This is a genomic window from Muricoccus roseus (assembly GCF_900141905.1).
Lineage (GTDB): Bacteria > Pseudomonadota > Alphaproteobacteria > Acetobacterales > Acetobacteraceae > Roseomonas > Roseomonas rosea.
In genome coordinates this window covers 1-26,351 of the sequence record NZ_FQZF01000027.1, presented here as the reverse complement: position 1 = coordinate 26,351, position 26,351 = coordinate 1, and the positions used below count along the sequence as shown (strand labels likewise).

28 protein-coding genes are annotated in these 26,351 nt (G+C 72.5%); 12 read left to right on the top strand and 16 right to left on the bottom strand.

What is annotated here, in order from left to right:
• Positions 1-35 precede the first annotated feature (35 nt).
• Complete coding sequence (locus BUB97_RS19320) at positions 36-242, bottom strand: hypothetical protein (RefSeq protein WP_073137791.1); 207 nt, start codon at positions 240-242, stop codon at positions 36-38.
• A 268-nt stretch (positions 243-510) separates the two neighbouring features.
• Between BUB97_RS19320 and BUB97_RS19315 the strand changes: the two genes are divergently transcribed.
• The 3 genes from BUB97_RS19315 (at position 511) to BUB97_RS19305 (ending at position 4,227) form a co-directional block, all read left to right on the top strand.
• A complete protein-coding gene (locus BUB97_RS19315) occupies positions 511-1,224 on the top strand; it encodes a restriction endonuclease (protein WP_073137789.1) in 714 nt (237 codons plus the stop codon).
• Between the two features lie 343 nt (positions 1,225-1,567).
• Positions 1,568-2,875 carry a M16 family metallopeptidase gene (locus BUB97_RS19310; RefSeq protein ID WP_073137881.1) on the top strand — a complete coding sequence of 436 codons (1,308 nt, stop codon included), beginning with the start codon at positions 1,568-1,570 and terminating at the stop codon, positions 2,873-2,875.
• A complete protein-coding gene (locus BUB97_RS19305) occupies positions 2,872-4,227 on the top strand; it encodes a TldD/PmbA family protein (RefSeq protein ID WP_086062363.1) in 1,356 nt (451 codons plus the stop codon). The genes BUB97_RS19310 and BUB97_RS19305 overlap by 4 nt, the downstream gene beginning before the upstream one ends.
• A 154-nt stretch (positions 4,228-4,381) precedes the next feature.
• Here BUB97_RS19305 and BUB97_RS19300 read toward each other — a convergent pair whose 3' ends face one another.
• Positions 4,382-5,305: a dihydrodipicolinate synthase family protein gene (locus tag BUB97_RS19300; RefSeq protein WP_073137787.1), complete on the bottom strand. Its 924-nt coding sequence runs from the start codon at positions 5,303-5,305 to the stop codon at positions 4,382-4,384.
• Positions 5,306-5,432: 127 nt separating this feature from the next.
• Between BUB97_RS19300 and BUB97_RS19295 the strand changes: the two genes are divergently transcribed.
• Positions 5,433-6,140: a FadR/GntR family transcriptional regulator gene (locus BUB97_RS19295; RefSeq protein ID WP_086062361.1), complete on the top strand. Its 708-nt coding sequence runs from the start codon at positions 5,433-5,435 to the stop codon at positions 6,138-6,140.
• Between the two features lie 9 nt (positions 6,141-6,149).
• Here BUB97_RS19295 and BUB97_RS19290 read toward each other — a convergent pair whose 3' ends face one another.
• Both BUB97_RS19290 and BUB97_RS19285 read right to left on the bottom strand, forming a co-directional pair.
• Positions 6,150-7,082, bottom strand: a complete 933-nt coding sequence (locus BUB97_RS19290; protein WP_073137783.1) for a hypothetical protein — start codon at positions 7,080-7,082, stop codon at positions 6,150-6,152.
• 8 nt (positions 7,083-7,090) lie between these two features.
• Complete coding sequence (locus tag BUB97_RS19285; RefSeq protein WP_073137781.1) at positions 7,091-8,020, bottom strand: LysR family transcriptional regulator; 930 nt, start codon at positions 8,018-8,020, stop codon at positions 7,091-7,093.
• Between the two features lie 119 nt (positions 8,021-8,139).
• Here BUB97_RS19285 and BUB97_RS19280 point away from each other — a divergent pair, with 119 nt between their 5' ends.
• From BUB97_RS19280 to BUB97_RS19250, 6 genes are all read left to right on the top strand, one after another.
• The gene (locus BUB97_RS19280; protein WP_073137779.1) at positions 8,140-9,126 is read left to right on the top strand and encodes a Bug family tripartite tricarboxylate transporter substrate binding protein; all 987 of its coding nucleotides are present in this window, start codon (positions 8,140-8,142) and stop codon (positions 9,124-9,126) included.
• A 6-nt stretch (positions 9,127-9,132) separates the two neighbouring features.
• Complete coding sequence (locus BUB97_RS19275; protein ID WP_073137777.1) at positions 9,133-10,512, top strand: acyclic terpene utilization AtuA family protein; 1,380 nt, start codon at positions 9,133-9,135, stop codon at positions 10,510-10,512.
• The gene (locus BUB97_RS19270) at positions 10,509-10,850 is read left to right on the top strand and encodes an AtuA-related protein (RefSeq protein ID WP_073137775.1); all 342 of its coding nucleotides are present in this window, start codon (positions 10,509-10,511) and stop codon (positions 10,848-10,850) included. The genes BUB97_RS19275 and BUB97_RS19270 overlap by 4 nt, the downstream gene beginning before the upstream one ends.
• 495 nt (positions 10,851-11,345) lie before the next feature.
• Positions 11,346-12,152 (top strand): GNAT family N-acetyltransferase, encoded by an 807-nt coding sequence (locus tag BUB97_RS26975; protein WP_245818369.1) that lies wholly within the window; start codon positions 11,346-11,348, stop codon positions 12,150-12,152.
• An 86-nt stretch (positions 12,153-12,238) separates the two neighbouring features.
• Complete coding sequence (locus tag BUB97_RS19255) at positions 12,239-12,865, top strand: glutathione S-transferase family protein (RefSeq protein WP_073137773.1); 627 nt, start codon at positions 12,239-12,241, stop codon at positions 12,863-12,865.
• A 77-nt stretch (positions 12,866-12,942) separates the two neighbouring features.
• Positions 12,943-13,944 carry a Tim44 domain-containing protein gene (locus tag BUB97_RS19250; protein WP_086062359.1) on the top strand — a complete coding sequence of 334 codons (1,002 nt, stop codon included), beginning with the start codon at positions 12,943-12,945 and terminating at the stop codon, positions 13,942-13,944.
• A gap of 164 nt (positions 13,945-14,108) precedes the next feature.
• Here the strand turns inward: BUB97_RS19250 and BUB97_RS19245 are convergent, their stop codons facing one another.
• From BUB97_RS19245 to BUB97_RS19190, 12 genes are all read right to left on the bottom strand, one after another.
• Positions 14,109-14,348 carry a hypothetical protein gene (locus BUB97_RS19245; RefSeq protein WP_073137769.1) on the bottom strand — a complete coding sequence of 80 codons (240 nt, stop codon included), beginning with the start codon at positions 14,346-14,348 and terminating at the stop codon, positions 14,109-14,111.
• A 143-nt stretch (positions 14,349-14,491) separates the two neighbouring features.
• Positions 14,492-15,028 (bottom strand): NUDIX domain-containing protein, encoded by a 537-nt coding sequence (locus BUB97_RS19240; RefSeq protein WP_073137767.1) that lies wholly within the window; start codon positions 15,026-15,028, stop codon positions 14,492-14,494.
• Positions 15,025-15,741, bottom strand: coding sequence for a 3-oxoacyl-ACP reductase FabG (gene fabG / locus BUB97_RS19235; RefSeq protein WP_073137765.1), 717 nt, complete (start codon positions 15,739-15,741; stop codon positions 15,025-15,027). Before fabG ends, BUB97_RS19240 begins: the two co-directional genes overlap by 4 nt.
• Complete coding sequence (locus tag BUB97_RS19230) at positions 15,738-16,148, bottom strand: hotdog family protein (protein ID WP_073137763.1); 411 nt, start codon at positions 16,146-16,148, stop codon at positions 15,738-15,740. Before BUB97_RS19230 ends, fabG begins: the two co-directional genes overlap by 4 nt.
• Positions 16,145-16,951, bottom strand: a complete 807-nt coding sequence (locus tag BUB97_RS19225; RefSeq protein WP_073137761.1) for a beta-ketoacyl synthase chain length factor — start codon at positions 16,949-16,951, stop codon at positions 16,145-16,147. Before BUB97_RS19225 ends, BUB97_RS19230 begins: the two co-directional genes overlap by 4 nt.
• 13 nt (positions 16,952-16,964) lie before the next feature.
• Positions 16,965-18,146 (bottom strand): beta-ketoacyl-[acyl-carrier-protein] synthase family protein, encoded by a 1,182-nt coding sequence (locus BUB97_RS19220; protein WP_245818368.1) that lies wholly within the window; start codon positions 18,144-18,146, stop codon positions 16,965-16,967.
• Between the two features lie 314 nt (positions 18,147-18,460).
• The gene (locus tag BUB97_RS27285; protein ID WP_073137759.1) at positions 18,461-20,806 is read right to left on the bottom strand and encodes an MMPL family transporter; all 2,346 of its coding nucleotides are present in this window, start codon (positions 20,804-20,806) and stop codon (positions 18,461-18,463) included.
• Positions 20,807-20,900: 94 nt separating this feature from the next.
• Positions 20,901-22,421, bottom strand: a complete 1,521-nt coding sequence (locus BUB97_RS19210) for an LpxL/LpxP family acyltransferase (RefSeq protein ID WP_073137757.1) — start codon at positions 22,419-22,421, stop codon at positions 20,901-20,903.
• A complete protein-coding gene (locus BUB97_RS19205) occupies positions 22,418-22,735 on the bottom strand; it encodes a 3-hydroxyacyl-ACP dehydratase FabZ family protein (RefSeq protein WP_139281393.1) in 318 nt (105 codons plus the stop codon). The genes BUB97_RS19210 and BUB97_RS19205 overlap by 4 nt, the downstream gene beginning before the upstream one ends.
• Entirely contained in the window at positions 22,732-24,084 is a 1,353-nt protein-coding gene (locus BUB97_RS27280; protein WP_073137755.1) for an AMP-binding protein, read from the bottom strand. The genes BUB97_RS19205 and BUB97_RS27280 overlap by 4 nt, the downstream gene beginning before the upstream one ends.
• Positions 24,077-24,565, bottom strand: coding sequence for a hypothetical protein (locus BUB97_RS19195; protein ID WP_073137753.1), 489 nt, complete (start codon positions 24,563-24,565; stop codon positions 24,077-24,079). Before BUB97_RS19195 ends, BUB97_RS27280 begins: the two co-directional genes overlap by 8 nt.
• 2 nt (positions 24,566-24,567) lie before the next feature.
• Complete coding sequence (locus BUB97_RS19190; protein WP_277614041.1) at positions 24,568-24,843, bottom strand: phosphopantetheine-binding protein; 276 nt, start codon at positions 24,841-24,843, stop codon at positions 24,568-24,570.
• Positions 24,844-24,955: 112 nt separating this feature from the next.
• Between BUB97_RS19190 and BUB97_RS19185 the strand changes: the two genes are divergently transcribed.
• Entirely contained in the window at positions 24,956-25,864 is a 909-nt protein-coding gene (locus tag BUB97_RS19185; RefSeq protein ID WP_073137749.1) for a polysaccharide deacetylase family protein, read from the top strand.
• Positions 25,865-26,117: 253 nt separating this feature from the next.
• The coding region (locus tag BUB97_RS19180; protein WP_408906141.1) for a transposase at positions 26,118-26,351 on the top strand (234 nt) is incomplete at its 3' end.

Here is a 26,351-nt window from a genome sequence, read left to right as displayed (position 1 = left end):
CCCTGGCCGGACGAGGAAGCGGCGCGCTCGCGCGCTCAGGCGCCCCGCTTCTCCGGCCCCTCCGGCTCCGCGCGCCCCTGCGGCTCGTCATGCCGCACCGGCGCGCCTCCGCCGAGCTCCTCCAGCTTGCGCTTCACCTTCCGGTCCTCCTCCGTCAGCGCCGGCGGAAACCGCGGCGCGACGCCGGGCGGCACGGAATCGCCGGGATCGTGGCTCGGATCGTCCTTGTTCGCCTGGGTCATGGGGCACCCCGCCGGATGATGAAGACCCGTGGAAAGCGCCCGCCCGAAGCGCCAGTTGCAGCCCCCGCACCCCCGCCCCCCATCCCGATCCCAGGAAATCCCTGATTTCGCGGGCGAATTCCTGAACCGAATTTAGCCGGCAATGTTGAAGTTCGCTGTGAGGAACGGCACGTAAAAGGCCTGCCCCGCGCGGCACGCCCGAGTCGCTGCGCGGGCCAGGCGCCCGGCCGCCCGCCGGTGACCACAAGACGGCCGGAAGGGCATCGGGATGGGGTTGCTCCTCGCCGCCGTCGCGCTCCTTCTCCTGGCGGCCGTGCTGGTCATCGCCCATGGCGCGGCTCCACAGGCCGCGCCCCCCGCCGAAACGCCCGCCCCCAGCCTCACACCCAGCCTCACGCCGCGGCAGTTCGAGCAGCACTGCGCCGACACCCTCGCGGCCCATGGCTGGACCGTCTCCGTCGGCCGCGGCTCGGGCGACCAGGGGGTGGATGTCCTGGCCCGCAAAGGCAAGCGCAGCGTCGTGTTGCAGTGCAAGCTCTACAACCGGCCCGTCGGCAACAAGGCCGTGCAGGAAGCCCTGGCCGGGCGCGGCTATGCAGGGGCGGATGGCGCGGCGGTCGTCTCCAACGCCCCCTACACCGCCGCCGCCCACGCCCTCGCCGCGCGCGTCGGCGTGCTCCTCCTCCACGTCTCCGACCTGCCCCGGGCCGATCGCCTCTTCCAGTTCCCCGCCACCCCCACGCCCCCACCGGAAGCCGAGCCCACCCGCGCCCGCCGCCGTCGCGCCCGGCGGGCCACCACCCGCCCCTGGCGCCCCGCGCTGCGCATTCCCCTCCTCCCGGCCGCCGTCTTCGCGGGCTTCATCCTGCTCTTCCCCCGCCTCGCCCCGGAGGATGCCAGCCCCACGGAGCCGCGCCGCCTCACCCGCCCGGCCCTGCCCCTGCCGCCACCCGCCCCGCCCATCCGACAGGCCGCGCGCTGAGGGCCGGGAGGGCTCCGCCCTCCACCCGCCAAGGGCCTGAGGCCCTTGGAACCCCGTCGGACTGCCGTGGATGCCCCGGATCAATGGGGTTTCGGGTTGAAGGGGATTGATCCTGCGCTTGCGGTCGCCTCGGGTCGCGGACCCGAGGCGCACCGTCAGTTGAATGACTCCAACTCGAAGAAAAAGATGATGGGTCGAAGGCACTGCCTTCGACGGGTCCGGGGAGAGATCGACCCCCGTTTCCCCGGTGCAACCTCGCACCCCGCGCCCGAACACCCTACATTCAGCCCTCGAAACGCCCTCCCCAGGTCCCGGAAGCCATCCCCACAGCATGACCGAGCACATGACCGAGGCGACTCTGGCCGCCGCCACCGACCCTGCCCTGAACGGCGGCGCCCTGCGCCTCACCCGCCTGCCCAACGGCCTCACCATCGTCTCCGACACCATGTCGCGCGTGGAGACCGCCTCCATCGGCGCCTATGCCCATACCGGCACGCGCGACGAGGAGGCGCATGAGAACGGCGTCTCCCACTTCCTCGAGCACATGGCCTTCAAGGGCACGGAGAAGCGCGACGCCCAGGCCATCGCGCGCGAGATCGAGGCCGTCGGCGGCCATCTCAACGCCTACACGGCGCGCGAGACCACGGCCTATTACGCCAAGGTGCTGAAGGAGGACCTGCCGCTCGCCGCCGACATCCTCGGCGACATCCTCACCCACTCCACCTTCATCCCGGAGGAGGTGGAGCGCGAGCGCGGCGTCATCCTGCAGGAGATCGGCCAGGCGAACGACACGCCGGACGACATCATCTTCGACCACTTCCAGGACACGGCCTACGCGCACCAGCCCATGGGCCGGCCCACCCTCGGCCCGGCCGAGATCATCGAGAAGCTCCCGCGCGAGGCGCTGACCGGCTACATGCGCCGCCATTACGGCCCCTCCCGCATGGTGGTGGCGGCCGCCGGCGCCGTGGACCATGACGCGCTGGTGGAGCTGACGAAGAAGCACTTCGCCGACCTGCCCACCATTGCGCAGCACGAGGCCGAGCCCGCCCGCTACACCGGCGGCGAGTTCCGCGAGGAGCGCGACCTCGACCAGGTGCACCTGCTGCTGGGCTTCCCCGGCCCCGCCTATGGCGACCCGATGCACTACCCGACGATGCTGCTCTCCACGATCCTCGGTGGCGGCATGTCCTCCCGCCTGTTCCAGGAGATCCGCGAGCGCCGCGGCCTCGTCTATTCAGTCTATTCCTTCCACTCCCCGTATCGCGACCACGGCCTCTTCACCATCTACGCCGGCACCGGCGAGGAGCAGGCGGCCGAGCTGATGCCCGCCACGCTGGAGGAGCTGCGCCGCGTGCAGCACGACGTGACGGAGGAGGAGCTGGCCCGCGCCAAGGCGCAGCTCCGCGCCTCCGTGCTCATGTCCCTGGAATCCACGGGCTCGCGCTGCGAGCAGCTCGCCCGGCAGCTCCAGGTCCATGGCCGCATCATCCCGGTGGAGGAGACGAAGGCGAAGATCGCGGCCGTCACGGTGGAGCAGATCCAGCAGGCCGCCGCCCGCGCCTTCCGCGCCGCGCCCACCCTCGCCGCCCTCGGCCCCGCCGGCCGCGTACCGCACCTGCCGGAAGTGGTCGAGAAGCTCGCGGCATGAGCGCCGTGCTCGACCGCGGGAAGGCGGACCCGCGCGAAACCCTCGCCGCCCTCGTCTCCGCCGCCCGCGCGGCGGGGGCGGATGCGGCGGATGCCATGCTCGCCGCCGGCGCCTCCCTCTCCGTCCAGATGCGCCTGGGCGAGGTGGAGAATGTCGAGCGGAGCGAGGGCTTCGACATCGGCCTGCGCGTCTTCCTCGGGAAGCGCCAGGCCATCGTCTCCACCACCGATGCCGACCCCGCCGGCTTCGCCGCCCTGGCCGAGCGCGCCGTCGCCATGGCCCGCGCCGTGCCGGAGGACCCCTTCGGCGGCCTGCCGGAGCGGGTGCCCGCCCTGGCCGACCTTCCGCTCGACATGGATGATGGCGTCGAGCCCGATGTCGCCGCCCTCACCGCCCGCGCCCGCCGCGCGGAGGAAGCCGCGCGCGCCATCCCCGGCGTGACGAATTCCGAGGGCGCCGATGCGGGCTGGAGCCGCACGGTCATCGCGCTGGCCGCCTCCAACGGCTTCGCCGGCACCTACACGCGCAGCGGCCACAGCCTCTCCGTCACGGCGCTCGCCGGCCAGGGCACGGGGATGGAGCGGGACTACGACTACGCTTCCGCCACCCACCTGTCCGAGCTCGACGACCCCGAGACGCTGGGCCGCAACGCCGGGGAACGCGCGGTGCGCCGCCTGAACCCCATCCGCCCCGCCACCGCGCGCCTGCCCGTCCTCTATGACCCGCGCGTGGCCGGCTCGATCCTCGGCCATCTCGTCGCCGCCGCGAACGGCGCCGCCGTCGCCCGCGGCACGAGCTTCCTGCGCGAGAGCATGGGGACGGCGATCATGGCGCCGGGGCTCACGGTGCGCGACGACCCGACGCGCCCGCGCGGCCTCCGCTCCCGCCCCTTCGACGCCGAGGGCATGCCCACCGCCCCGCTCGTGCTGGTCGAGAACGGCGTGCTGAACCACTGGATCCTGGACTGGCGCTCCGCCCGCCAGCTCGGCCTCGCCTCCAACGGCCGCGCCTCGCGCTCCGTCGGCGGCCCGCCCTCGCCCTCCACCACCAATCTCTGGCTGGAACCGGGCACGCTGACGCCGGAGGCCCTGATGGCCGATATCCGCGAAGGCCTGCTGGTGACGGAGATGATCGGCAGCAGCATCAACGCCAACACCGGCGACTACAGCCGCGGCGCCTCCGGCTTCATGATCCGCGACGGCCAGGTCGCCGAGCCCTTCTCCGGCGTCACCATCGCCGGGAACCTGCGGGAGATGTTCCTCCACATCACCCCGGCGAACGACCTTCGGTTCAGGCGCGGCACGGATAGCCCGACGCTGCGGATCGAAGGGCTGACGATGGCGGGCGCGTAAAGAGGCCGGGGAGAAGGAATTCTCCCCGGACCCCTCATCTTCTTTTTCAGGGCTGCCGCGGAAGGCCGGTCAGGGATCTCTGAAATTCGGCGCGGGGTCCGGGGTGGCCGTTGCCACCCCGGTGGGGGTGCAGGGGCAAAGCCCCCGCGGGCCATCAGGCCGCCTTTTTCCCGGTCAGCCCCCACTCCGCCAGCCGCTGCTCCAGCATCCCCTGCTGCCGCTCCGTCAGTGGCCAGGCGCCGGGCGGCCGCACATGGCCGCAATCATTCCCCATCAGCTTCAGCGCCGCCTTAACCACGGAGACATTGGTGCCGTTCCCCTCCTCGGCGCGCAGCTCCTCGAAGGTGCTCATGGTCGCGATCAGCGCATTGGCCTTCGCATAGTCACCGGCGGCCAACGCGGCGTGGATCGCCACCGAATGCTCCGGCCACACATTGATCAGCCCGGAGGTGAAGCCCCGCGCGCCCACGGCGGTCAGCGGCGGCGCCCAGACCTCGGCGAGGCCGCCCACCCACACCGTCTTCGGGTCGGCGCGGCGAATCGCCTCGGCCAGCTTCAGCGGCTCAGGCGTCGCCCATTTCACGCCCGCCACGCCGGGAATGGCGCAGAGCTTCTCGATCGCCTCCAGCCCGATGCCGGCATTCCGCAGGTACAGCACCAGCGGCAGCCCATCCCCCGCCTCGGCCACGCGCTGCACATAGGAGACGACGCCGCGCGGCGCGACGAAGGGATCGGGCGGCTGGTGGACCATCAGCGCCGCCGCGCCGGCCTTCTTCGAGGCACGGGCGAGGGAGGTGGCGTCGTGGATGCTGCGCCCGACGCCGCCGATCAGCGGCACGCGGCCGTCGATCATCTCGGCCGCCGCATGCACCATCCGCTCCGCCTCGGCGGTGGTCAGGCCGTAGAACTCGCCCGTGTTGCCGTTCGCGGTCAGGATATGCACCCCCGCCTTCACGGCGCGGTCGATGACCGGCCGCAGCAGCTGCGGGGCGATCCCGTCCTCCCCGTCGAAAGGCGTCACCAGGATGCCGGAGATGCCGGGCAGGGCGCCCAGGACATCGGGATGGGGTGCGGGCACGGGCGCCTCCTCGGGAGTTCTGTCGCGGCGCCAAGCTGACAAATCCACCCACAACTTGTCAACCTGTATGACAGGTTGGCAGGGGCCCGGAAACCCGCCATCCTGCGCCCCCGAGAAGGAGAGCGGCATGAAGCTGGTGCCCGGGCGCAAGGAACGGTTGGGCGACCAGCTCTACGGCCAGATCCTCGACCAGATCATCGCCGGAACCTACCGGGAAGGCGACAAGCTCCCCTCCGAAAGCCAGATCTGCCAGGCCTTCCAGGTCTCCCGCCCCACGGTGCGCGAAGCCCTGATGCGCCTCCACGCCGACGGGCTGGTCGCCACCCGCCAGGGCTCCGGCACCTTCGTGCAGAAGCGCCCCTCCGGCCACCTCACCCGCCTCGCCCCCGTCTCGGACATCGCCGGCATCCTCCGCTGCATGGAGGTCCGCATGGCGCTGGAGGACCGTGCCGCCGGCCTCGCGGCCGAACGCCGCGGCGCGGCCGACCTGGACCGCATCGAGCGCGCCCTGGCCGCCCTCCGCTCCAGCCTCGAAGCCGGCGCGGTGCCCGTGCAGGCCGATTACGACTTCCACCGCGCCGTCGCCACCGCCAGCGGCAACGCCCTGTTCGCGGAGATGCTGGAGGTGCTGCACGAGACGATCCACCAGTCCATGACCGTCGCCCTCGGCATCACCCATACCCGCTCGAAGGAACGCGCCCGCCGCGTGATCGAGGAGCACGAGGCGATCGCCGAGGCCATCCAGCGCCGCGACGCGGAAGGCGCCAGCCTCGCCATGCGCTACCACCTCCACCGCGCCCGCCAGCGCGTCACGGACGGGCAGAGGGAGCTTTAGGGCTTTGCCCTATGCCGTCTGCCCGAGAATCCAGCCTTCCCATTCCGGGGCCTGCCGCACGCCCGGCGCCGGCGCGCGTCGGCCTTCGACGACTTCGATCATCCCCATCAGCCCGATCGTCGCGTCGAAGGCATCTTCGCCGTCCTTGCGCGGCCCGAAGCCGTCCGTGAGAACGGCCACCATATCGGACGATAGCCGAACTCCATGTCTCTCACAGCGCTGACCTAACCCCGCCGTCGCGGCACGCCGGTCCTCCTGCCGCTGCTTGCTGCCGCCCCTCCGGAAGCGGACGCCGACATGTCCGTATGCCTCGGCCGGGTATGTCTCGCAGAGGACAACGCTTCCCTGCTCGACTGAAGAGAGAGCGGCGACGTCGAATGGCCAGAGCAGCGCCCCTGCCCGCCGCGCGGGTTGCACCACGTCGCGCCAGCCGGAAATGGCGGCCTTGCCGACCTGGTTACCGCCGAGTGTCCAGAACAAGGAACACGCAGCCCTGCGGTCGCTCGTCGCCCTCTCGCATTCCCGCCGGAGGGCGTCCATGTGCTCCACGCCGAGCGCGGAAAGCAGGTGCGCCTGACGAGCCGAGGACGAGGAAACACGAGGATAGAAGGGGCGATGCAGCGAAATATCCTGCGCCTCTTCGCTGACATCATAAAAGCGCGCCCACGGTCCCAGGCCGAATTGGTCGATGGCTTCGCTGAAGCCGCTGAAACCCGTCCTGCGGCCGACCTGCACGGGCATCCCGACTGGAAAGTCGAAGCCGGCCAAGGTCGGCAGCGGCCCGCTGAACAATTCTCCGACGAAATGCTCCACCCGGCCCACCAGGCGTGGCGCTTCGACGAGCCAGCCAGTGGCATCCCGACGCGCTTCGGCGAACCACCGCTTGCCCGGCGTCGTGCTCCAATCCGCATGAACGAGACGAGAGAACGAGGACAGCGACATACCCGGAGTTATGCAGAAGAACCGGGCTGTGGACCAGCAGGGTGGGGCTCACCCCGCGCCGCCATGCGCAGCGCCGCCACCAGCGCCCGCGCCGGCGGCGAAAGCGATCGCCCGGCCCGCCAGGCCAGCACCACCTCCCGCTCCAGGTCCGCCGCCTCCACCGGCACGGCCAGCACCGCGGGCGCCAACGCCGCATCCACGGCAGAGGAGGGAAGGATCGCCACCCCCAGCCCCGCCCGCGCCAGCCCGATCGCGGTGCTCATATAGGTCACCTCATAGGCCGGGCTGACCGCCATCCCACGCGCGGCGAAGCACCGGTCCACCAGCACGCGCACGCTGCTCTGCGGGTCGGTCAGGATCAGCGGCTCAGCCGCCAGGGCGGAAAGCGGCACCGCGCCTGCTCCGGCCAGCGCATGGCCGCCCGGCACCACCGCCACCATCCGGTCCCGCAGCAGCCGCTCCGTCCGCAGCTCCGGCTCCGGTCCCAACTCGGTCCCGATCGCCAGCTCCACCTCCCCCGCCTTCACCAGCGCGGGGATGCGGTGCGCCACCGCGTCGCGGATCATCACCCGGATGCCGGGGCTCCCCTCCCGCAGCCGCGCCAGCGCCTCCGGCAGCACCGTGGTGCCCACGGAAGGCAGCGCCGCCAGCCGCACCAGCCCCGCGCGCTGCGCCGCCACCTCCCGCGCCTCGCCCACCAGCAGGTCGAAATCCCCCACCAGCCGGCCGAAGGCCTCGGCCAGCCGCTGCCCCTCGGCGGTCGGCACGCTGCCGCGCACGCTCCGGTCCAGCAAGGTGAGGCCGAGCGCCTCCTCCAGCCCGCGCAGCTGCACCGTCAGCGTCGGCTGCGAAACGCCCAGCGCCTGGGCCGCGCGGGTGAAGCTGCCCAGCCGCACCACCGCCACCAGCGCCCGCGCCTGCCGAATCGAAACATCCATAGAAGAACCCTATGGACACCATCAGGAACTTTCCATTGCCTGATGACCGCCGCCATGCAGGATTCCGGGCCGCTCCAGGAAAACCGCAGGCCCGCAGGGCCGCGCACGAGGAAACGCCCATGCCCCAGCCCACGCGCCGCCTGCTGCTCGGCGGCCTCGCCCTCTCCGCCCTGCCGCGCCTCGCCTCCGCCCAGGGCGGCCCTCAGGGCGGCTACCCGAACAAGCCCATCCGCATGATGGTCCCCTTCGGCGCCGGCACCTCCACCGACATCATGACGCGCCTCGTCACGCCCCGCATGTCGCAAACCCTCGGCCAGCCCATCGTGGTCGAGAACCGCGCCGGCGCGGGCGGCGTCGTCGGCTCGGACGTGATCGCGAAGTCCGCGCCGGACGGCTACAGCCTCGTCATGGGCTCCATCGCCTCGCATTCGGTGAACGCGTCGCTGATGCCGAACATGCCCTATGACGTGCTGCGGGACTTCCTGCCCATCTCGCTCGTCACCAACGCGCCCAACCTGCTCGTCATCAGCCCGCAGATCCCCGCGCGCACCCTGCCGGAATTCATCGACTGGGCGAAGAAGCAGCGCTCCGTCAGCTACGCCTCAGCCGGCAACGGCACCTCCTCGCATCTCGCGGGCGAACTGCTGAAGCTGCGCACCGGCGCGCCGCTGGAGCACGTGCCCTACCGCAACGCCGCCCAGGCGCTCACCGATGTCGTCGCCGGCCATGTGCCGATGACCATCTACCAGGTCACCGCCGTCCTCCCCTTCGTGCGGGAGGGCAGGATGCGCGCCCTGGCCGCCACCTCGGCCAACCGCCTGCCCTGGACCCCCGACGTGCCCACCGCCATGGAGCAGGGCGTGGAGAATTTCGAGGTCTCCGCCTGGCACGGCCTCTTCGCCCCGGCGAACACGCCGGCCGAGATCCGGGACAGAATCTACGCCGCGCTGAAGGGCGCGCTCGACGCGCCGGACCTCCGCCCGCAGCTGCTGGACCAGGGGCTGGAGCCCGTCGGCATGCCGCCCGCCGAATTCGCCACCTGGCTGCGCGGCGACATCGCCAAATGGGCCGAGGTCATCCGCGTCTCCGGCGCGAAGGCGGATTGAGCGCGCATGTCCCCTCTCCTCCGCATCGGCTGCGGCTCCGGCTTCTCCGGGGACCGCATCGACGCCCGCGGCCCCGTGGTGGATGCCCTCATCGCGACCGGCGGCCCCGCCGCGCTGATGCTGGAGGTGCTGGGCGAGCGCACCCTCGCCCTCGCGCAGCGGGACCGCCGCGCCAACCCCGATGGCGGCTACGAGCCCGCGCTGGAAGCCCTGCTGCGCCCCATCCTCGCGCGCTGCGCGGCGCATGGCATCCCCATCATCACCAATGGCGGCGCCGCCAACCCGCGCGGCGCCGCGCGCGCCGTGCTGCGCCTGGCGCGCGAGCTCGGCCTGCCCGAGCTCCGCATCGCCGTGGTGGAAGGCGACGACGTGCGCGGCACCGACGCACTGGACGACCTCCAGCCCTGGGAAGGCGATGAGGGCGCGGTGCTCGACCCCGCCCAGGTCATCGCCGCGAATGTCTATCTCGGCGCGGCGCCGATCGCGGAAGCCCTGCGCGGCGGCGCCCAGGTCGTCATCACCGGCCGCGCCGCCGACCCCGCCCTCGCCCTCGGCCCCATGCTCGCGCATTTCGGCTGGGCCGAGGATGACTGGAACCGCCTGGCCGCCGGCACCGCCTGCGGCCACCTTCTCGAATGCGGCTCCCAGGTCACCGGCGGCTACTTCGCCGATCCCGGCTTCAAGGACGTGCCGGACATGCACGCCATCGGCTTCCCCATCGCCGAGATGGACGAAGACGGTGGCTTCACCATCACCAAGCCCGGGGGCACGGGCGGCTTGGTGAACCTGCGCACGGTGAAGGAACAGCTCCTCTACGAGCTGCACGACCCCGCCGCCTACCTCACCCCCGACGTCACGCTCGACATCACCGCCATCTCCCTCGCGCAGGAAGGCCCGGACCGCGTGCGCGTCACCGGCGCGCGCGGCACCCCGCGCCCCGCGCGGCTGAAGGCCACCGTCAGCCTCCCCGGCGGCTGGCTGGGCGAGGGCGAGATCTCCTATGCCGGCCCCAATGCCCGCGCCCGCGCCGAACTCGCCGGCCGCACCCTGCGGGACCGCCTGCCGATGCTCGGCATCCAGGGGCGGGTGCGCGTGGACCTCATCGGCATCGTCAGCGTCTTCGACGGCGATGCCGGCATCCTCGGCGACACGGACCTCACCGCCGACCCCGCCGACCTCCGCCTCCGCCTCGCCGTCGCGACGGAAACGAAGGAGGACGCCGAGCGCGCGGCGCGGGAGGTCCTCTCCCTCCTCTGCTGCGGCCCGGCCGGCGGCGGCGGCGCCCGCACCCGCGTGGTGGACCGAATCCGCACCCTCTCCTTCATGGTCCCGCGGGACCGCGTGCACCCCCGCGTCACCCTGCTGACGCTGGAGGACGCCGCATGAGCGCACCCATGGACATCCCCCTGCACCGCCTGGCCCATGCGCGCGCGGGCGACAAAGGCAACCGCCTGAACATCGGCCTCTTCGCCTACCGCCCCGAAACCTGGCCCCTCATCGCCGAACAGGTGACGGAACAACGCGTGCTGGACCTCTTCGCCCATCGCGGCGCCACCCGCGTGCGCCGCTACGACCTGCCCAACCTCGGCGGCTTCAACTTCGTCATCGACGACGTGCTGCAAGGCGGGGTGAACGGCGCCCTCAACCTGGACGGCCACGGCAAGACCCTCTCCTTCCGCCTGCTCGGGCTCACCCTTCGCGTGCCGGCGGAGCTTCAGTCCTGAGCTGACGGTCTGTCCCGGGGGGAGGAAGAAGGAATTCTTCCTCCCCCCGGACCCCTCACCATCGTCTTCTTTTAGACGTTTAGAATCACCGGGCTGACGGTGCGCCTCGGGTCATCCACCCGAGGCGACTGCAAAGGCAGGAAAAGCACCCGCAACCAGAGACCCCATCGATCCGGGGTATCCACGGCAGTCAGACGGGGTTCCAAGGGCCTCAGGCCCTTGGCGGGTGGGGGGCGGACCCCTCCTCTCCCCACCCCTGACCGCTTGACGGCACCGAGCCGCGCACGGAATGCTGCCCCCGCATGCGCCGCTTTCCGAACGCCGCTGACCGACGCCGACGCCGCGAGAACCGCGGAGGGATCGTGCTGTCCTGCGATGTTCGGCCACGGCGGTTGAGGGGCGAGCCCCTCAACTAGGCCAGGCGCTCCTCGAGGATCTGCCCCAGCCTCCGCGACACAGGTCGCGGGGGCTTTTTTGCATTCGACGGAACCGAGCATGACAGCCGAGACCGAGCTTCCCGTGCGGAACCAGCTGGAAGCCTACAACGCGCGCGACATCGACGCCTTCATGCGTTGGTGGAGCGAGGATTGCGAGTATTACGAGTTTCCGTCCCGCCTTCTCGCGCGCGGCGCGGCGGAGGTCCGGGCGCGCCATGTCGCGCGCTTCCAGGAACCTCATCTTCTCGGCTCGCTGATCAGCCGCACGATCGTGGGCAATCTCGTGGTCGATCATGAGCGCGTCACCCGCTCCTTCGCGGACGGGCCGGGCGAGGTTGAGGTGATCGCGATCTATGAGGTGGAGGAGGGAAGGATCCGGAAGGCGTGGTTCAGGACCGGGCCGCGCGAAACGGCCCCGCCACGGATCCGGGCCGCCACCGCCGGGGACGCGGAGGCGATCCGGGACTTGGTGCGCGCGGTCTATGCCAAATGGGTGCCGGTCATCGGCCGCGAGCCCGGGCCGATGGTCGCCGATTACGACCACGCCCTGCGGGAACACGCCTTCGCCCTGCTGTTCAGCGGCTCCACCCTCGCCGGGCTGATCGAGACGGTGCTGCGCGACGATCATCTCTGGGTCGAGAACCTCGCGGTCGGGCCGGGGCACCAGGGCCGCGGCTTCGGCCGCCAACTCCTGGCCCATGCGGAGAGGGAAGCCGCCAGGGCCGGCCGGGGCGAGGTCCGCCTCCTCACCAACGGTGCCTTCGAGGTCAACATCGCCCTGTACGGACGCCTCGGCTACGCCATCACGCGCCGCGAGCCCTTCATGGGCGGAACCGTCGTCCACATGGCCAAGGTCCTGGGCTGACCGGAGCCGGCTGGGGCGGGGGGAACCGCTCCCCGCCCCTCGCCGCGCGTGCTATCGCCATGCGTGCGAATCCGGAGGAACGGCGCATGTCCCTGAAGATCTACGGTGTCCTGCGGTCCCGTGCGACGCGCCCCATCTGGGCTGCGAAGGAGATGGGCATCCCCTTCGAGCATGTGCCGGTGATCCAGGCCTACCGCCTGAAGGACCATACCGCCGCCGATGCGCCCCTCAACACCGCCTCCTCCGCCTTCCGCGGCATCAACCCCAACGGGCTGATCCCCACGCTGGAGGATGACGGCTTCGTCCTGCACGAATCGCTCGCCATCACCCTCTACCTCGCCCGCAAGGCCGGCAGCCCGCTGGGCCCGCAGGATGCGAAGGAGGAAGGTCTGACCGCCATGTGGTCCCTCTGGGGCCGCGGCATCGAGGATGATTGCCTCGCCATCCTCCAGAAGAAGGATCCCGAAGCGGCCGCCAACCGCCTGCGCGCGCCCTTCGCGGTGCTGGATTCCGCGCTGGAGGCCAGCGGCGGCTACCTCGTGGGCAACCGCTTCACCATCGCGGACATCAACCTCGCCGAGGTGATCCGCTACGCCCAGCCGGACCGCTCGCTGTTCGAAGCCGCGCCGCATGTCCAGGCCTGGATCACCGCCTGCCAGTCCCGCCCCGCCTACCAGGCCATGATGAAGGAGCGGGAAGGAGAGCCTGTCTGAGGCCCCCCCTCGTGAAACCGGCGGCCGGCGTTCTATATTAACTTCCTGTGAGAATGACCCTCGGGAGGACCACCCTCATGCGCCGCAGCGCACGTCTCCTGGCTGCCTTTGCCACCCTGGCGCTCGCGCTCGGCCCCGCCATCGCGGAAGCCCGGCCGGGCGGCGGCTTTTCGTCGGGCAGCCGTGGCGGCCGCACCTATAGCGCGCCGCCCAGCACCCGCACCGCGCCGGGCAGCAGCACGCCCTTCCAGCGCAGCGAAACCCCGCGCCAGGCCCCTGGCTCGGCCCAGCCGGGCTATGCCCAGCCGCGCCCCTCGCCTTCCTACACCACCCCCAACCGGGGCGGGATGTTCGGCGGCGGCTTTATGTCCGGGCTGATGGGCGGCCTGCTCGGCGCCGGCATCGCGGGCATGATCTTCGGCCATGGCGCCTTCGGCGGCATGTCGGGCGGCGCGGGCTTCCTCGGCTTCCTGCTGCAGCTCGCCCTTATCGCCGGCATCGTCTGGCTGGTACTGCGCGTGCTGCGCAACCGGCGCGCCTCGCCCATGGGCGACCCGGCCATGGCCGGCGCCGGCGCCGGCCGCAACGCCTATGCGCGCGAGATGGACGGCGGCACGGGCCGTGGCTCCGTCGGGGGGCCCATGGGCGGCATGGGCGGTGGCCCCGCCGCCCGCCCGGTGCAGATCGGCCAGGCGGACTTCGCCGCCTTCGAACAGGCCCTGGTCCGCATCAACCAGGCCTGGTCCGCGCGCGACATGGCCGCCCTCGGGCGCCTGACGACGCCGGAGATGGCCCGCTACTTCGAGGGCGACCTGCGCGACCTGACGGCCCGCGGCTGGCACAACGAAACCCGCGACGTCCGCCTGGAAGCCGGCGACCTGTCCGAGGCCTGGGCCGAGGAGGGGATGGAATACGCGACCGTGGCGATGCGCTTCAGCCTGGTCGATGTCACGCGCGACGGCACCGGCCGCGTGGTGGAGGGCGACCCGACGGCCCGCCAGACCGCGACCGAGGTCTGGACCTTCGTCCGCCGCCCCGGCCAGGACTGGCTGCTCTCGGCCATCCAGCAGACGGGCTGAGTTGGCAGGGCCGGCCCCACAGGCCGGCCCGCCGAAACGGAAGGCCTGCCCCATCCAGGGACAGGCCATACGAAAAGGGCCGCCGGCGATGCCGGCGGCCCTTTTTCAAACCTCGGGTTCAAGCCCCGGAGGCGACGGGACCTCTGGGCCCCGTGCCCTGCGCGTCAGGAATGCTGACCGCCATTGCCGGTCGCACCGGACCGCTCGAGGAAGCTCTGCGCGGCATTCACCGCGCCGTTGCTCGCCAGGGGCGTGCGGCTATCCGCCTGCTGCGTCCAGGCCGGGACGGCCGTCGGGCCGGCCACGTAGAAGCCCTCGGCCAGGGAAGGAGCCGCGGTCGCGCCCATCAGCGCGGCGGCCAGGCCCAGGGTCCGGAGGGTCTTGGAAATCATCGGGGAAGACATCGCTCTATCCTGTTCATGGATGGCGACGGCACCATGTCGTCGTCGTCTGGACCCCATATATGAACGGCCTGCCGGGCACTCCACCGCAGGGCACGGATAGTCCCCATTCGTCCCGTGGATAGCTGTGCGCCCGTCGCGCGCCGCTAGATCATCCCCTTCAGCCGCAGCAGCCCGAAGGCCGCGATGCTCATCGCGTCCAGGATCACCCCGTCCCGCAGCATCGCCTCCAGCTCCGCGAGGGAGAAGTCGCGGCAGATCAGGTCCTGCTCCGTGCTCTCGCGCGCCGTCTCGCCGCGCGTCAGCTCAGTGGCCAGGAAGACATGGCCGCGCTGGTTGCAGTAGCCCGCGCCCTGGAACATCCCGCCCGCATAGGTCATGCGCCCGGCGATCAGCCCGGTTTCCTCCCGCAGCTCGCCCGCCGCGATCTGGGCGGGGTCCGTGCCGGGCCGGGTCTCCCACATGCCCATCACGAACTCCCACATCCGCTGCTGCACGGGGTAGCGAAACTGCTCCACCAGCGTCACGCGCCCGTCCTGCACGGGCACCACCACCACGAAGTCCGAGCGTTCGACGACGCCATAGAGCCCCTGGGACCCGTCCGCGCGGCGGATGATGTCCTCCCGCACGCGCGTCCACGGATTCTCGTAGGCCAGGCGCGTGGAAAGCGTCTCGATGGTCAAGCCATGCCCCCGTTGATCGAAATCACCTGCCCCGTGATGTAGCCCGCGCGGTCCGAGGCGAGGAAGGCGACCAGCTGCGCCACCTCCTCCGGCGTCCCGGCCCGGCGCGCGGGCACCATCGCGCGGATCTGCTCCTTCGTGAACGCCTGGGTGGCCGGGCTCTCGATGATCCCCGGCGCCACCGCGTTCACCGTCACGCCGCGCGGCGCGCATTCCATGGAAAGCGACTTCACCACCCCATGCAGCCCCGCCTTCGCCGCCGCGTAATTCGCCTGCCCCCGGTTCCCCATGAGGCCGGAGACGGAGGAGATGGCGATGATCCGCCCGAAGCGCGTGCCGATCATCGGCAGCAGCAGCGGCCGCACCAGGTGGAAGAAGCCGTTCAGCGAGACATCGATGACGGAATGCCACTGCTGCGCGGACATGCCGGCCATCGGCGCGTCGTCATGCGTGCCGGCGTTGTGCACCACGGTCTGCACCGGCCCGGCCTCCAGCACGCGCGCCAGCGCCGCCTCGCAGGCCGCCGCATCCGTCAGGTCGAAGCCCACCGCCTCCGCGCTGCCGCCGGTCACGACGATCTCCTCGGCCACGGCGGTCGCGCGTTCCGGGTTGCCGCTGCCATGCACGATCACATGATGCCCGTCCCGCGCCAGCGCGCGGGAGATGGCGGCGCCGATCGGGCTCGCGCCCCCGCTGACGAAGGCGCGGATCATGGATTCTCCGGAATGATGATGGCCGCCTGGCCCGAAAGCAGCGGAACCCCGCCCGCCGTGACGCGGAAGGCATAGACGAAGCCCCGCGCCGCGCGCGAGAGCGCCCGTGCCTCCACGCGCAGTTCCTCCGCCACGTCATCCAGCCGCGAGACCTCCAGCGAGACCCCGCGCAGGCTGGCGAGGTAGCCCGGCGGCTGCGCCGCCCCATCCCCGGTCAGCGCCCCATGCGCGGCCATGGCCTGCAGCGCATATTCCACCCCGCACACCGCCGGCAGCATCCCGTCCCGCCGCAGCGGGTTCCCCGCCTCCCGGTGCGACACCGCGGCGCAGAGGATGGACTCCGCGTCATGCTCGATCACGCGGTCCAGCAGCCGCATCGCGCCCGCATGCGGAACCCGAGGGGTCATGCCGCGCCCGGCGTCCCATCCGGCGCCAGGTCCGGCTCCACCCCCAGCACCACCGCGCCGCCATCCAGCAGCGGCAGCCCGATCCGCGCGGCGCGGCCGGCTGCCAGGGTCTGCAGCAAGGGCAGCGCCCGCGCCGCGGGGTTCCCGGCCATCAAGGGCCCCAGCGCGCCGGCCGAAGCCGCCTCCGCCCGGTCCGCCAGCTCCACGGACAGCACGACCGGCGCCTCCTCCGGCACCAGCACCAGCGCCATGCCGAACACCGTGTCCGTCAGGCGCCGCGCATCCAGCGGGGGCGCCAGCGGCGCGTCGTAGCAGCAGAACAGCACCGGCACGCGCCGCGCCACCACGGCCGCAGCCGCCTGCATCAGCCCCATGGGGAAGCTGTCGTCATGCCCGCCCAGGCTGACCGAGGCGCGGTTCGACCCCACCGCGATCCCCCAATACCCCGCCGCCGCATTGTGCACGGAGTTGTGGAACTGCGTCGGCGAGATGGCGCCACCCGGCGTCGCCAGCGCGTCGAGGATGGACCCGACCACCGCGCCATCCCCGTTGGAGGAGGCAAAAACCGTCTCCAGCGCCTCCGGCGGCAGTCCGGAATCCGCCGCCGCCTCGGCGGCCACGGCCAGGGCCAGCCGCACCGCCACGCTGGTGCGTCGCCGCTCCGTCGGCGGCAGGGCGGCGGGCGGCGCCAGCACCACCGGCGCTGGCTCCCACCCCGCTTCCCCCGTCAGCACGGCCCGGCTCGCCGCCCAGCCCGGCAGACCGGGGCCGAGCAGCCCCACCCCCGCGATCCCGCATCTCACGACAGAAGGGCCCTCACGCCTGCCCGATGACGAGGGCGCAGTTGCTGCCGCCGAAACCGAAGGAATTGCTCAGCACGCGCCGCACGGGCGCCTGGCGGTTCTCCACCGCCACATCCACGCCGAAGCCGGGGTCCGGCGTCTCCACTCCCAGGCAGCCCGGCACAAGCCCATCCGCCACGCAGATCGCGGCGATCACCGCCTCCAGCGCGCCCGAGGCCCCCAGCGTGTGCCCCGTCCACCCCTTGGTGGAGGAACAGGGCACGCGGTCCCCGAACAGGGCGCGCACGGCATGGCCCTCCATCGCGTCATTCGCCCGCGTGCCGGTGCCGTGCAGGTTGATGTAGTCCACCGGCCCGCCGCCCGCCGCGTCCAGCGCCGCGCGCATTGCCGCCACCGCGCCCAGCCCCTCGGGATGCGGGGAGGACATGTGGTGCCCGTCCGCGCTCGCCCCGGCGCCCAGCAGCGCCACGCCGCCCCCCGGCGCATCCTCCGCCCGCACCAGCAGCGCGAAGCCCGCCGCCTCGCCGATGGAAATCCCGTCCCGGTCCGCCGCGCAGGGCCGGCAGGCCGCGCGGGAAAGCAGCTCCAGCGAGTTGAAGCCGTGCAGCGTCATCCGGCACAGCGTGTCCACCCCGCCCACCACCACCGCATCGCACAGCCCCGCCGCGATCATGGACTGCGCCTCCAGGAAGCTCCGCGCCCCCGAGGTGCAGGCGGTGGAGATCGCGATGGCCGGCCCGCGCAGCCCCAGCCGCGCGCGCACATAGCGGGGCAGGGCATAGAGGTCGTGCGTATGGGCGAAGTCGAAGCCCGGGGGCAGCGCGCCATCCGCATCCCGCCCGGCATAGGCCAGCTCGGTCTCGGCAATGCCCGAGGTGCTCGTGCCCATCACCACGGCCACCCGCGTGGCCCCATGGCGCGCGGCAGCCTCCGCGACCGCCTGCTCGAACCCGTCCTGCCGCAGCCCCAGCTCCGCCAGCCGGTGGTTACGGCAATCATACCGCGCCAGCGCCTCGGGCAGGACCACCTCCTCCAGCCCCGGCACCCGCCCCACCCAGATCCCCTCCGGCATCCCGGGCAGGTCGCAGGGCGCCAGCCCGCCCCGGCGCGCATGAAGGGCGGCGCGCGTCGCCTCCAACCCCGTGCCCATGGCACTGGTGGCGGTGAAGGCGGTCATCGCGAGAGGGGGGAGCATGGAAGGCATCTGGCCGCTGTATCGCATCGCGCAACGTCCCTGTGCAGCAGGGATTTCTCGCTGGTTGATCTGTTGCGGGCCGGTTGGGGCTGTTCGGCGGTCCCCGGGGAGAGGAAGAAGGAATCCTTCCTCTCCCCGGACCCGTCGAAGGCAGTGCCTTCGACCATCATCTTTTTCTGGAAGTTTAGAATCACTCAGCTGACGGTGCGCCTCGGGTCCATAATCCGAGGCGACTGCAAAGGCAGGAAATAGCCCCGAACCAGAGGCCCCTTCGATCAGGGTATCCACGGCAGTCAGACGGGGTTCCAAGGGCCTCAGGCCCTTGGCGGGCCGAGGGCGGAGCCCTCGCCGAGCGGCGGTGCCAAGGAGAGGGCGAGAAGAAAGGCCGCCGCCACCCCCACCGAGACCGTCACCCCGATCCCGTGCAGCACCGGCGTTTCGCAAAGGGCCAGCATCCCGAAGGTCAGCAGCGTCGTCACCGTGCAGGTCAGCACTGCCCCGAGGGTCCGCGCCGCCTCCTCCGGGTCGCGCGCCGCCGCGCCCAGGAACAGCGCGTAATCCAGCCCCACCCCGGCCATGAGGAGCAGCGCCGCGAGGTGGAAGGGCGTCAGCCGCTCCCCCAGCGCCGAGAGCACGGCCAGCACCACCAGCACCGCCCCGAGGATGGGCGCCACCCGCAGCAGCGCCGCCCGCATGCTGCGAAGCCCGAGGCCGAGCAGGGCGAGCACCCCCAGCGCCCCCACCCCGCACCAGAGCAGCGCCCCCTGGGTGGTGGCCGCGATCATCGCCTCCGTCTCGCCCTTCACATCGACGAGGAGCACGCCGGGGTCGCCCAGCCCCGTCACCGCCCTCCGCACCGCCCCGGCATCCTCCACCCCGGCGAGCAGCCCCATCCCCACCCATTCATGGCCCCGCTGCGAGAGCAGGGGGGAAAGCCGGGTGGAGATCAGCGGCGCGGCCGCCAGGGCGGCGGAATCCAGCAGGGGCAGGCGCCGGCTCTCCTCCACGGCGTCCAGGAAGGGCGCGAAGGCCCCGGCGCGGAAGGGCAGGCCCCGCATCGCCTCGGCGAGCCGCGCCTCCAGCACCGCCCGCTCCGGCATTCCGGCCAACCGGGTCTCCTGGGTCGCCCGGCTGGGCAGGTAGCGGCTCGGCAGGTCCAGCCCCGCCAGCCGCCCATCGGCCAGCAGGGGCGCCAGCGCCCCCGCCACCCGTTCCGAGGCCCGCAGCACCGCCTCCTCATCCGCCCCCCGTAGCGCGACGAGGTGCCGCACATCCGGCGCCCCGAGCTGCGCCCGCAGCGCCGTATCGAGGTTCCGCTCCGCCTCCGGCACCGGGCTCAGCCGGGCGATGTCATCCTCCCAGCGCGGCGGCCCGGCCAGCGCCATCCAGCCCAGCGCCACCGCCACCGCGCCGGCCGCCAGGGCCGGCCGGCCGGAAAGCCAGCCCAGGCCGCGCATCACCGGCCCCGGCAGGGGCCGCGCCAGCACCTCGTCCCGCACCAGCCAGGGCAGCACCCAGCGCGTCACCGCCGCCCCCGCCAGCAGGCCCGCGGCCCCGAACAGCCCCAGCTGCGCCAACCCGGGAAAGCCGGAGGCCATCATTGCCACCAGCCCCAGCGCCGCCGCCCCGGCCGCCAGCCGCAGGTTCGGCCAGATCCGCCGCGCCGCTTCCCCCAGCGCCTCCCCGCGCTGCCGCGCGGTCAGCAGCAGGATCGGGTAGTCCACCGCCACGCCGAGCATGGTCACCCCGAAGCCGAGCGCCGCCCCCTGCACGCGCCCGAACACCAGCGCCACCGCCAGCGCCCCCGCCAGCGTTCCCGCCAGCAGCGGCACCCCCGCCACCGCCAGCACCGTCACCGAGCGGTAGCGCCACAGCAGAAAGCCCAACAGCAGCACGCCGGAGAGAATGGCCATCCGCTCCACATCCGCCTTCACCGCCGCCGCCGCGCTCGCCGCGAACACGCCGGGCCCGGAAAGCAGCAGGCGTGGCCCCTGAGGTCCGGCCCCGGCGAACGCCGCCCGCACCGCCTCCGCGGCCTGCCGCTGCGCCTCCGTATCCGTGCCCAGCGCCTTGCTCCGCGCCACCATCAGCGCCCGCGGCGGCCCCTCCCCGCCCGCGAACCAGGCCCCGTGGCGCACCTGCACGCCGCTGCCGCCCAGCCAGCCCTTCACCGTCTCCAGGAAAATCCCCGTCGGGTCCGCGAAGCCCAGCCGCGACAGCACGCCCGAAAGGGAGGAGCGCAGCCCGTCCAGCAGCGCCTCCAGCCCCCGCCGCAGCGCCGCCTCCTCGAAGGCGCCCTCGGACCGCCCCAGCAGGTAGCGGTACCGGAACAGCAGCGCCTGCTCCGCCTCCGTCAGGTCCGCCGTGCCATTGCCCACGAAGACGAAGAGCCCCGTGGCTCGCATGGCCTCACCCATGGCGCGCGAAACCCGCGCCAGCTCCGCCTCCTCCGCCCCCTCGATGCCGATGAGGAGCAGCGTCGTCGCCGCCCCCTCGCGCAGCTCGGTCAGCAGGAAGGCGGCCTCGGGCGTCGCCGCCGGGGGCAGGAAATCCGCCATGTCCGTCCGCACCTCGACGGCGCGGAACAGCAGCGCGCCCAGCAGGGCCAGCACCCCCAGCGCCAGCAGCGGCCGCAGCACCCCGGCCGGAACGAACCTCATTCTGCGCGGTATCCTGTTCTGGTCGGCGTTCCGGCGGGGCCAGCCCGCGCTGCCAATTGCCCACGGCCGCCCGCACCACAAGCCCCGGGGAGGATCAGGACCGGTACGAGATCCGCATCACCGAGGATTCGTTCCCCACCGTCTCGAAGCGCGTGATGCGCCCGGCGGCGCCCTGCACCTCCACCCGCTGCACCACCGCCCGCACCCGCATGGAAAGCGGGCTCAGCCGCAGGGTCCAGTCCTGCAGGCTGCCGGAGAACCCCACCTCGTAATGCTCGCGCAGCACGGCCAGGTCCCCCGCCAGGGTGGAGCGGATGGCCTCCACCAGCGCCCGCACCTCGGGCGCCTGGTCCAGGTTCACCTCCTGCCGCTCCCGCCCGGCCCGCTCATAGACCAGCCGGGCACCCGAAACCGTCACCTGCTCCGCAAAGGGGTACACCACCCGCTTCTCCAGCGTGGAGGGCGCCTCCCAGCGCAGCGTCCCGCTGCTGGAGAGCGTGTCGGCCAGCCCGGCGATGGACTTGCTCTCCTCGAACACCGCCTCCGTCCGCCGCACGGCCGACAGCGCCGCCATCACCGCCTCCAGCCCGCCCGTCTCAGGCTGAGCCTGGGCACGGGCCAGGCGCGGCAGGGCCAGCAACGGCAGGCCGAGCGCCGCCCGGCGGGCCACGGAAGGCCCGCGCGCCGGGGCCGCCGCCGCGGCGGGCTCCGCCATCTCCTCCCAGAAGTCGTAGAAGTTGAACCAGTTCTCCGGATGCGCCCGCGCCACCACCTCCAGCCGCACGGCATAGCGCGCGGCCACGGCCCGCAGGTCCTCCTCCCGGCTCGCCCGGTTCAGCACCACCCGGTCGGCGAAGGGCTCGAACAGGATCTCGTAGCGCCGGGGCCCCTTCCAAATGCCGAAGGCGAGCATGACCGGCGCCTTCAGCACGGCGGCCAGGATATGCGGCCCGGCCGGGAAGGGCGCCGAAGCGCCAAGGAAGGGCAGGGGCACCACCCGGTCCTCCCCCACCGCCGGGCGCCTGTCGGCGAGAATCCCCACCAGTCCGCCGCGCTCCAGGCATTCCTTGGCCCGCAGCATGGAATCCGGCCGCCCCAGCGGCACCACCAGCTGCGCCTTCTCCTGCGACAGGGCGGAGAACAGCTTGTTCGCCAGCTGGGCATTGGCCTCGTACATGAAGGCCATCACCTCCACCGGGCAGCGCCGCCCGGCACAGCCATCCGCCAGCGCCCGCATGGCGGTGAAGCTGCCGAGATGCGCGCCGAGCAGCACGCAGCCCTGCCCCTCGGCGATCTTCGCATCCAGCGCCTCCAGCCCGGAGACCGTGATCCGGAAGCCCGTCGTCTGCCCCCGTAGCAGGTACACCCGGTCCAGCATGGTGGCGGCGAAGGCGAAATAGGGCCGCCAAAGGTCCCGCCAGCCCGTCTCCCGCCCCAGGGCCCGCCGCTGGAAGCGCCGCACCGCCTCCTTCTGCCGCGCCGGCGCCGTGAGGAGGAAATAGGCCGTCACCGGAAACAGCAGCGCATAGGAAAGGCGCCACCCCGCCACCCGGGCGATCCAGCCCATCAGCCGCAGGGCCGCGCCCCCGCGCTCGCGCTGCTGCAGCCAGCTCACGCCAGCTCCCCCTGGAAGGCGAGCACCCCCTCCACATGGCCGGTGAAGGCCAGCCGCCCCGTGGCGGTCCGCCGCAGGGCGATCTCCACCACCTCCTCCGGCCCCACGGGCCGCAGGAACTTCGCGGCCGGCAGCCCTGCCCCATCGGCCAGCCCCGCCTTCCGCGCCGCCTCCATCACCCCGTCCAGCAGCACCACCCCCGGCACCACCGGGCGGCCGGGAAAATGGCCGGGCAGGCAGGGATGGTCCGCCGGCACCGCGAAGCGCGCGGCCCAGAGGGCCTCGCCCACGGCCTCGGCCGGCCCCGCGCTCACCCCGCCTCCCCTTCTGTTTCCCCATGGGCCGGCACCCCATGGGGCAGCGCGTCCCGCAGCGCTTCCAGCTTCTGCCGCGTGATCTTGCCCACCGCGTTGCGCGGCAGCCGCTCCACCAGCACCACCGGGCGCGGCAGGAACACCGCTTCCACCCGCTCCCGCAGCGCCGCCACGATCTCCGCGCTCGTCCGGCCGGGCGCCACCACATAGGCCGCCAGCCGCGCCGCCGGGTTCGCCTCCAGGTCCTCGGGCGCGACGAAGACCCCGTCCTCCACCCCCTCGATCTCGGACAGCACGCGGTTCAGCAGCGCCAGCGAGGCCCGCTTGCCGCCCCGCTTCACCATGTCCCCGCGCCGCCCGATCAGGCGGAAGCGCCCGCCGCCTCCCATCTCCACGAGGTCCGAAAGCGGCACCGGCTCAGGCAGGCCCGGCACCACGGCCGCGGCCGCATCCGCCCCCTCGGCCCGCAGCGCCACCCCGTCATACAGGGCCCATTCCTCGCCCTCGACTGTCCGGCGGCTGGCGATGGAGCCCATCTCCGTCGCGCCATAGATCTCCAGCACCGGCGCCCCCAGCACCGCCTCCGCCTCGGCCGCCAGGGCCGGGGAGAGCGGCGCGGTGGCCGAGATGAAGGCCGAAACCCCGGCCACCCTGCCCGCCACCAGCGCCCGCAGCTGCAGGGGCGTGGTCACCACCACCCGCCGCCCCGGCGCGGCCGCCACGGCCTCCGCCACCTCCACGGGGTAGAAATGCGGGCCGGAATGAATGGCCATGGGCGCGCGCAGCGGCAGCACCATGGTCGTCTCGAAGCCATACATGTGCTGCGCCGGCACGGTGCCGATCACCGTCGCCTGGTCCGCCGCGTCATCCAGCCCGAAGCGCGCCGCCGCCGCCCGCGCGGCCGCCACCAGCGCGGCCCAGGGCTTCGCATGCGCCGCCGGCTCCCCCGTGCTGCCGGAGGTGAAGCCGATCGCGGCCACCCGCTCCGCCGGAATGGGGAAGTTCGCGCCCAACCCCTCGCCCCAGGCGCCGGCCGCCACAGCGGGAATCACCGTCTCCACCCCGTCGGCCACCGCATAGGTGCCGGGGTAGCGCGCGGCCAGCTCCCGCTGCCGGTGCGCCGAACGGTCCGCCGAAAGCAGCGTCACCTGCCCCCGCGCCAGCGCCGCGCCGAAGGCCACCAGCGCCAGGTAGCGGTCCGCGCACAGGTTCAGGGCGTAAGGGGCCTCCGGCAGCCGCGCCGCCAGCGCCGCCACATCCGCGAGGAACCGCCCGGCCGTGACCGGCACATCCCCCAGCCGCGCCAGCACATCCCCCGGCGCGCGGTCCAGGAAGGCGATGTCACCCATGGCGCGCCCGCTCCGCCCGAAGGATGGCCCCCAGCGTCTGGGTCGGCCAGGCGATGCCGCCGGCGGGAAAGAGAAGGCTCCGCACCACATGCTCCCCCAGGAAAAGCGCCAGCATCGCCGACTCCGGCCACAGGCCCGGGTCGATCCCGGCCAGCGGCGCCGCGATCTCCACCGCCGCGAACAGGGCCAGGACCACGGCCCAGAACAGCGTCAGCCCCCGCGCATAGCCCGCGCATTCCGCCGGGTCACGCCGGTCGTCGAAGCGGATGTAGCGGGCGATCAGCGGCTCCCGCCCCGGCCGCAGCGTGCGCGCGAAAGCCCAGGCGAAGCCCGCCGTCCAGAAGGCGGGCAGCAGCGCCCAGAGCCGTTCCAGCACGGCCCCCACCCCGTCCGGCCATAGGTCCCGGGGCACGAAGGGCAGCAGGAGGAAGGGCAGCGTGGCCCAGAGGCGCCAGCCCAAAGCCTTGCCCGCGCCGGGCATGCTCAGCCCACCCGGTTCTTCTCGATATGCGCCGCCAGGCTCCGCAGCGAGGCGAAGATCCGCCCGTTCCGCTCGTCATCCGAACGGAGCTGGAAGCCGTACTGGCGCGAGATCGCCAGCGCCATCTCCAGCGCGTCGATGCTGTCCAGCCCCAGCCCCTCGCCGAAGAGTGGCGCCTCCGGGTCGATTTCCTCGGGCCTGACCTCAAGCTGCAGGGCCCCGACGACCAGCGCCGCCACCTCGGCTTCCAGCACCGTCATCACGCTCGTCGAACTCACTCGATACGTCTCCACCCTGGTCCGGTCAGCGACTTGGGGATAAAGCACACAGAATGGTGAAACGCCGCAAAAAAGCTCCGTGAGAGCGCAGGAACCGCAACGGGGCACTCCAATGGCCCGTCCCGGCCTCGGCAAAGCGGCCCTCCCCGGGGCCGCCGGCCCCTTCGCGTCCGTCTCCCACCACCTCACCTTCACCGCCGATATCGAGCCCAGCCCCGCCGACCCCCAGCGCACCCGCCACCTGGCCGCCACCGCCGCCCTGCTGGACCTGCTGGACGAAAGCGGCGCCCGCGGCACCTTCTTCATCCTCGGCGAGGTGGCGGACGCCACCCCATGGCTGGTGCGCGACATCGCCGCCCGCGGCCATGAGGTCGCCTCCCACAACCAGACCCACCGCGCCCTCGAAGCCCTCGGCCCCGCCACCCTGCGGGCGGAAGCCCACCGCGCCCGCGCCCGGTTGCAGGACCTCTCCGGCCAGCCCGTGCCCGGCTTCCGCGCCCCCTACTTCTCCCTCACCCCCCGCACCGAATGGGCCGCGGAGGCGCTGATGGAGGCCGGGCACCGATACTCCTCCTCGGTCCTCCCCGGGCGCGGCTTCCTGCACAGCCACCCCACGGCACCCCGCCGCCCCTTCGTCTGGCCCTGCGGCCTGCTCGAACTGCCCGCCCCCGTCGCGCCCCTCGGCCCCATGACGCTGCCGGCCCTGGGCGGGATGTACCTCCGCTACGTCCCGGCCTGGGACCTGCGCTGGATGCTCCGCCGCCTCGAAGGGCCGCTGGCCTGGACCTACTGCCACCCCTACGACATCGACACGGCGGAACCCTTCCGCTGGTGCGCCGCCCTGGGCGTGCTCGGCAGCATCTTCCTGCGCGCCAACCGCGGCGTCACCGCCCGGCACCTGCGCGCCATGCTGGCCGGGCGCATCTCCCGGCCCCTCGGCGAAAGGCTGGAGGAAGCCTGGCACCTCGCCGGCACCGCCCCCACCCCGCGCCATCTCGCCCTGGCCGAGATCGAAGCCTGAGGAGGGCTCCGCCCTCCACCCGCCAAGGGCCTGAGGCCCTTGGAACCCCGTCTGACTACCGTGGATACCGTTGATCAGCGGGGTCTCGGGTTGCCGGGCGCTGATCCTGCCTTTGCAGTCGCCTCGGGTCGTGGACCCGAGGCGCACCGTCAGCCGAGTGATTCCAAACTTCTAACAGGTTGCTGAAGAAGTCGGCCCTCGACGCGATTTGAGGAACATGATTCACCTCCGCAGGGCAACCGCGGGGTTGATGATGCGGGGGACGGACGAGACGAGCGGGTCGCTGTTCAGCTACGTCGATCTTGAGGCGCGCATCCCGGCGCGGCATCCCCTGCGCAAGATCCGGCAGGTGGTGAACGAGGCGCTGGCCAGCCTGGATGCCGATTTCGAGGTGCTTTACACCGACTTCGGCCGCCCCTCGATTGCGCCCGAGCGGCTGATCCGAGCGAGCCTGATCCAGATCCTGTTCTCGGTCCGCTCCGAGCGG

Excerpts from the sequence above, each read along its gene's own strand:
- BUB97_RS19320 (WP_073137791.1), bottom strand. The coding sequence starts at position 242 with ATGACCCAGGCGAACAAGGACGATCCGAGCCACGATCCCGGCGATTCC.
- BUB97_RS19315 (WP_073137789.1), top strand. The coding sequence starts at position 511 with ATGGGGTTGCTCCTCGCCGCCGTCGCGCTCCTTCTCCTGGCGGCCGTG.
- BUB97_RS19310 (WP_073137881.1), top strand. The coding sequence starts at position 1,568 with ATGACCGAGGCGACTCTGGCCGCCGCCACCGACCCTGCCCTGAACGGC.
- BUB97_RS19305 (WP_086062363.1), top strand. The coding sequence starts at position 2,872 with ATGAGCGCCGTGCTCGACCGCGGGAAGGCGGACCCGCGCGAAACCCTC.
- BUB97_RS19295 (WP_086062361.1), top strand. The coding sequence starts at position 5,433 with ATGAAGCTGGTGCCCGGGCGCAAGGAACGGTTGGGCGACCAGCTCTAC.
- BUB97_RS19290 (WP_073137783.1), bottom strand. The coding sequence starts at position 7,082 with ATGTCGCTGTCCTCGTTCTCTCGTCTCGTTCATGCGGATTGGAGCACG.
- BUB97_RS19285 (WP_073137781.1), bottom strand. The coding sequence starts at position 8,020 with ATGGATGTTTCGATTCGGCAGGCGCGGGCGCTGGTGGCGGTGGTGCGG.
- BUB97_RS19280 (WP_073137779.1), top strand. The coding sequence starts at position 8,140 with ATGCCCCAGCCCACGCGCCGCCTGCTGCTCGGCGGCCTCGCCCTCTCC.
- BUB97_RS19275 (WP_073137777.1), top strand. The coding sequence starts at position 9,133 with ATGTCCCCTCTCCTCCGCATCGGCTGCGGCTCCGGCTTCTCCGGGGAC.
- BUB97_RS19270 (WP_073137775.1), top strand. The coding sequence starts at position 10,509 with ATGAGCGCACCCATGGACATCCCCCTGCACCGCCTGGCCCATGCGCGC.
- BUB97_RS26975 (WP_245818369.1), top strand. The coding sequence starts at position 11,346 with ATGACAGCCGAGACCGAGCTTCCCGTGCGGAACCAGCTGGAAGCCTAC.
- BUB97_RS19255 (WP_073137773.1), top strand. The coding sequence starts at position 12,239 with ATGTCCCTGAAGATCTACGGTGTCCTGCGGTCCCGTGCGACGCGCCCC.
- BUB97_RS19250 (WP_086062359.1), top strand. The coding sequence starts at position 12,943 with ATGCGCCGCAGCGCACGTCTCCTGGCTGCCTTTGCCACCCTGGCGCTC.
- BUB97_RS19245 (WP_073137769.1), bottom strand. The coding sequence starts at position 14,348 with ATGTCTTCCCCGATGATTTCCAAGACCCTCCGGACCCTGGGCCTGGCC.
- fabG (WP_073137765.1), bottom strand. The coding sequence starts at position 15,741 with ATGATCCGCGCCTTCGTCAGCGGGGGCGCGAGCCCGATCGGCGCCGCC.
- BUB97_RS19230 (WP_073137763.1), bottom strand. The coding sequence starts at position 16,148 with ATGACCCCTCGGGTTCCGCATGCGGGCGCGATGCGGCTGCTGGACCGC.
- BUB97_RS19220 (WP_245818368.1), bottom strand. The coding sequence starts at position 18,146 with ATGCTCCCCCCTCTCGCGATGACCGCCTTCACCGCCACCAGTGCCATG.
- BUB97_RS27285 (WP_073137759.1), bottom strand. The coding sequence starts at position 20,806 with ATGAGGTTCGTTCCGGCCGGGGTGCTGCGGCCGCTGCTGGCGCTGGGG.
- BUB97_RS27280 (WP_073137755.1), bottom strand. The coding sequence starts at position 24,084 with ATGGGTGACATCGCCTTCCTGGACCGCGCGCCGGGGGATGTGCTGGCG.
- BUB97_RS19195 (WP_073137753.1), bottom strand. The coding sequence starts at position 24,565 with ATGCCCGGCGCGGGCAAGGCTTTGGGCTGGCGCCTCTGGGCCACGCTG.
- BUB97_RS19185 (WP_073137749.1), top strand. The coding sequence starts at position 24,956 with ATGGCCCGTCCCGGCCTCGGCAAAGCGGCCCTCCCCGGGGCCGCCGGC.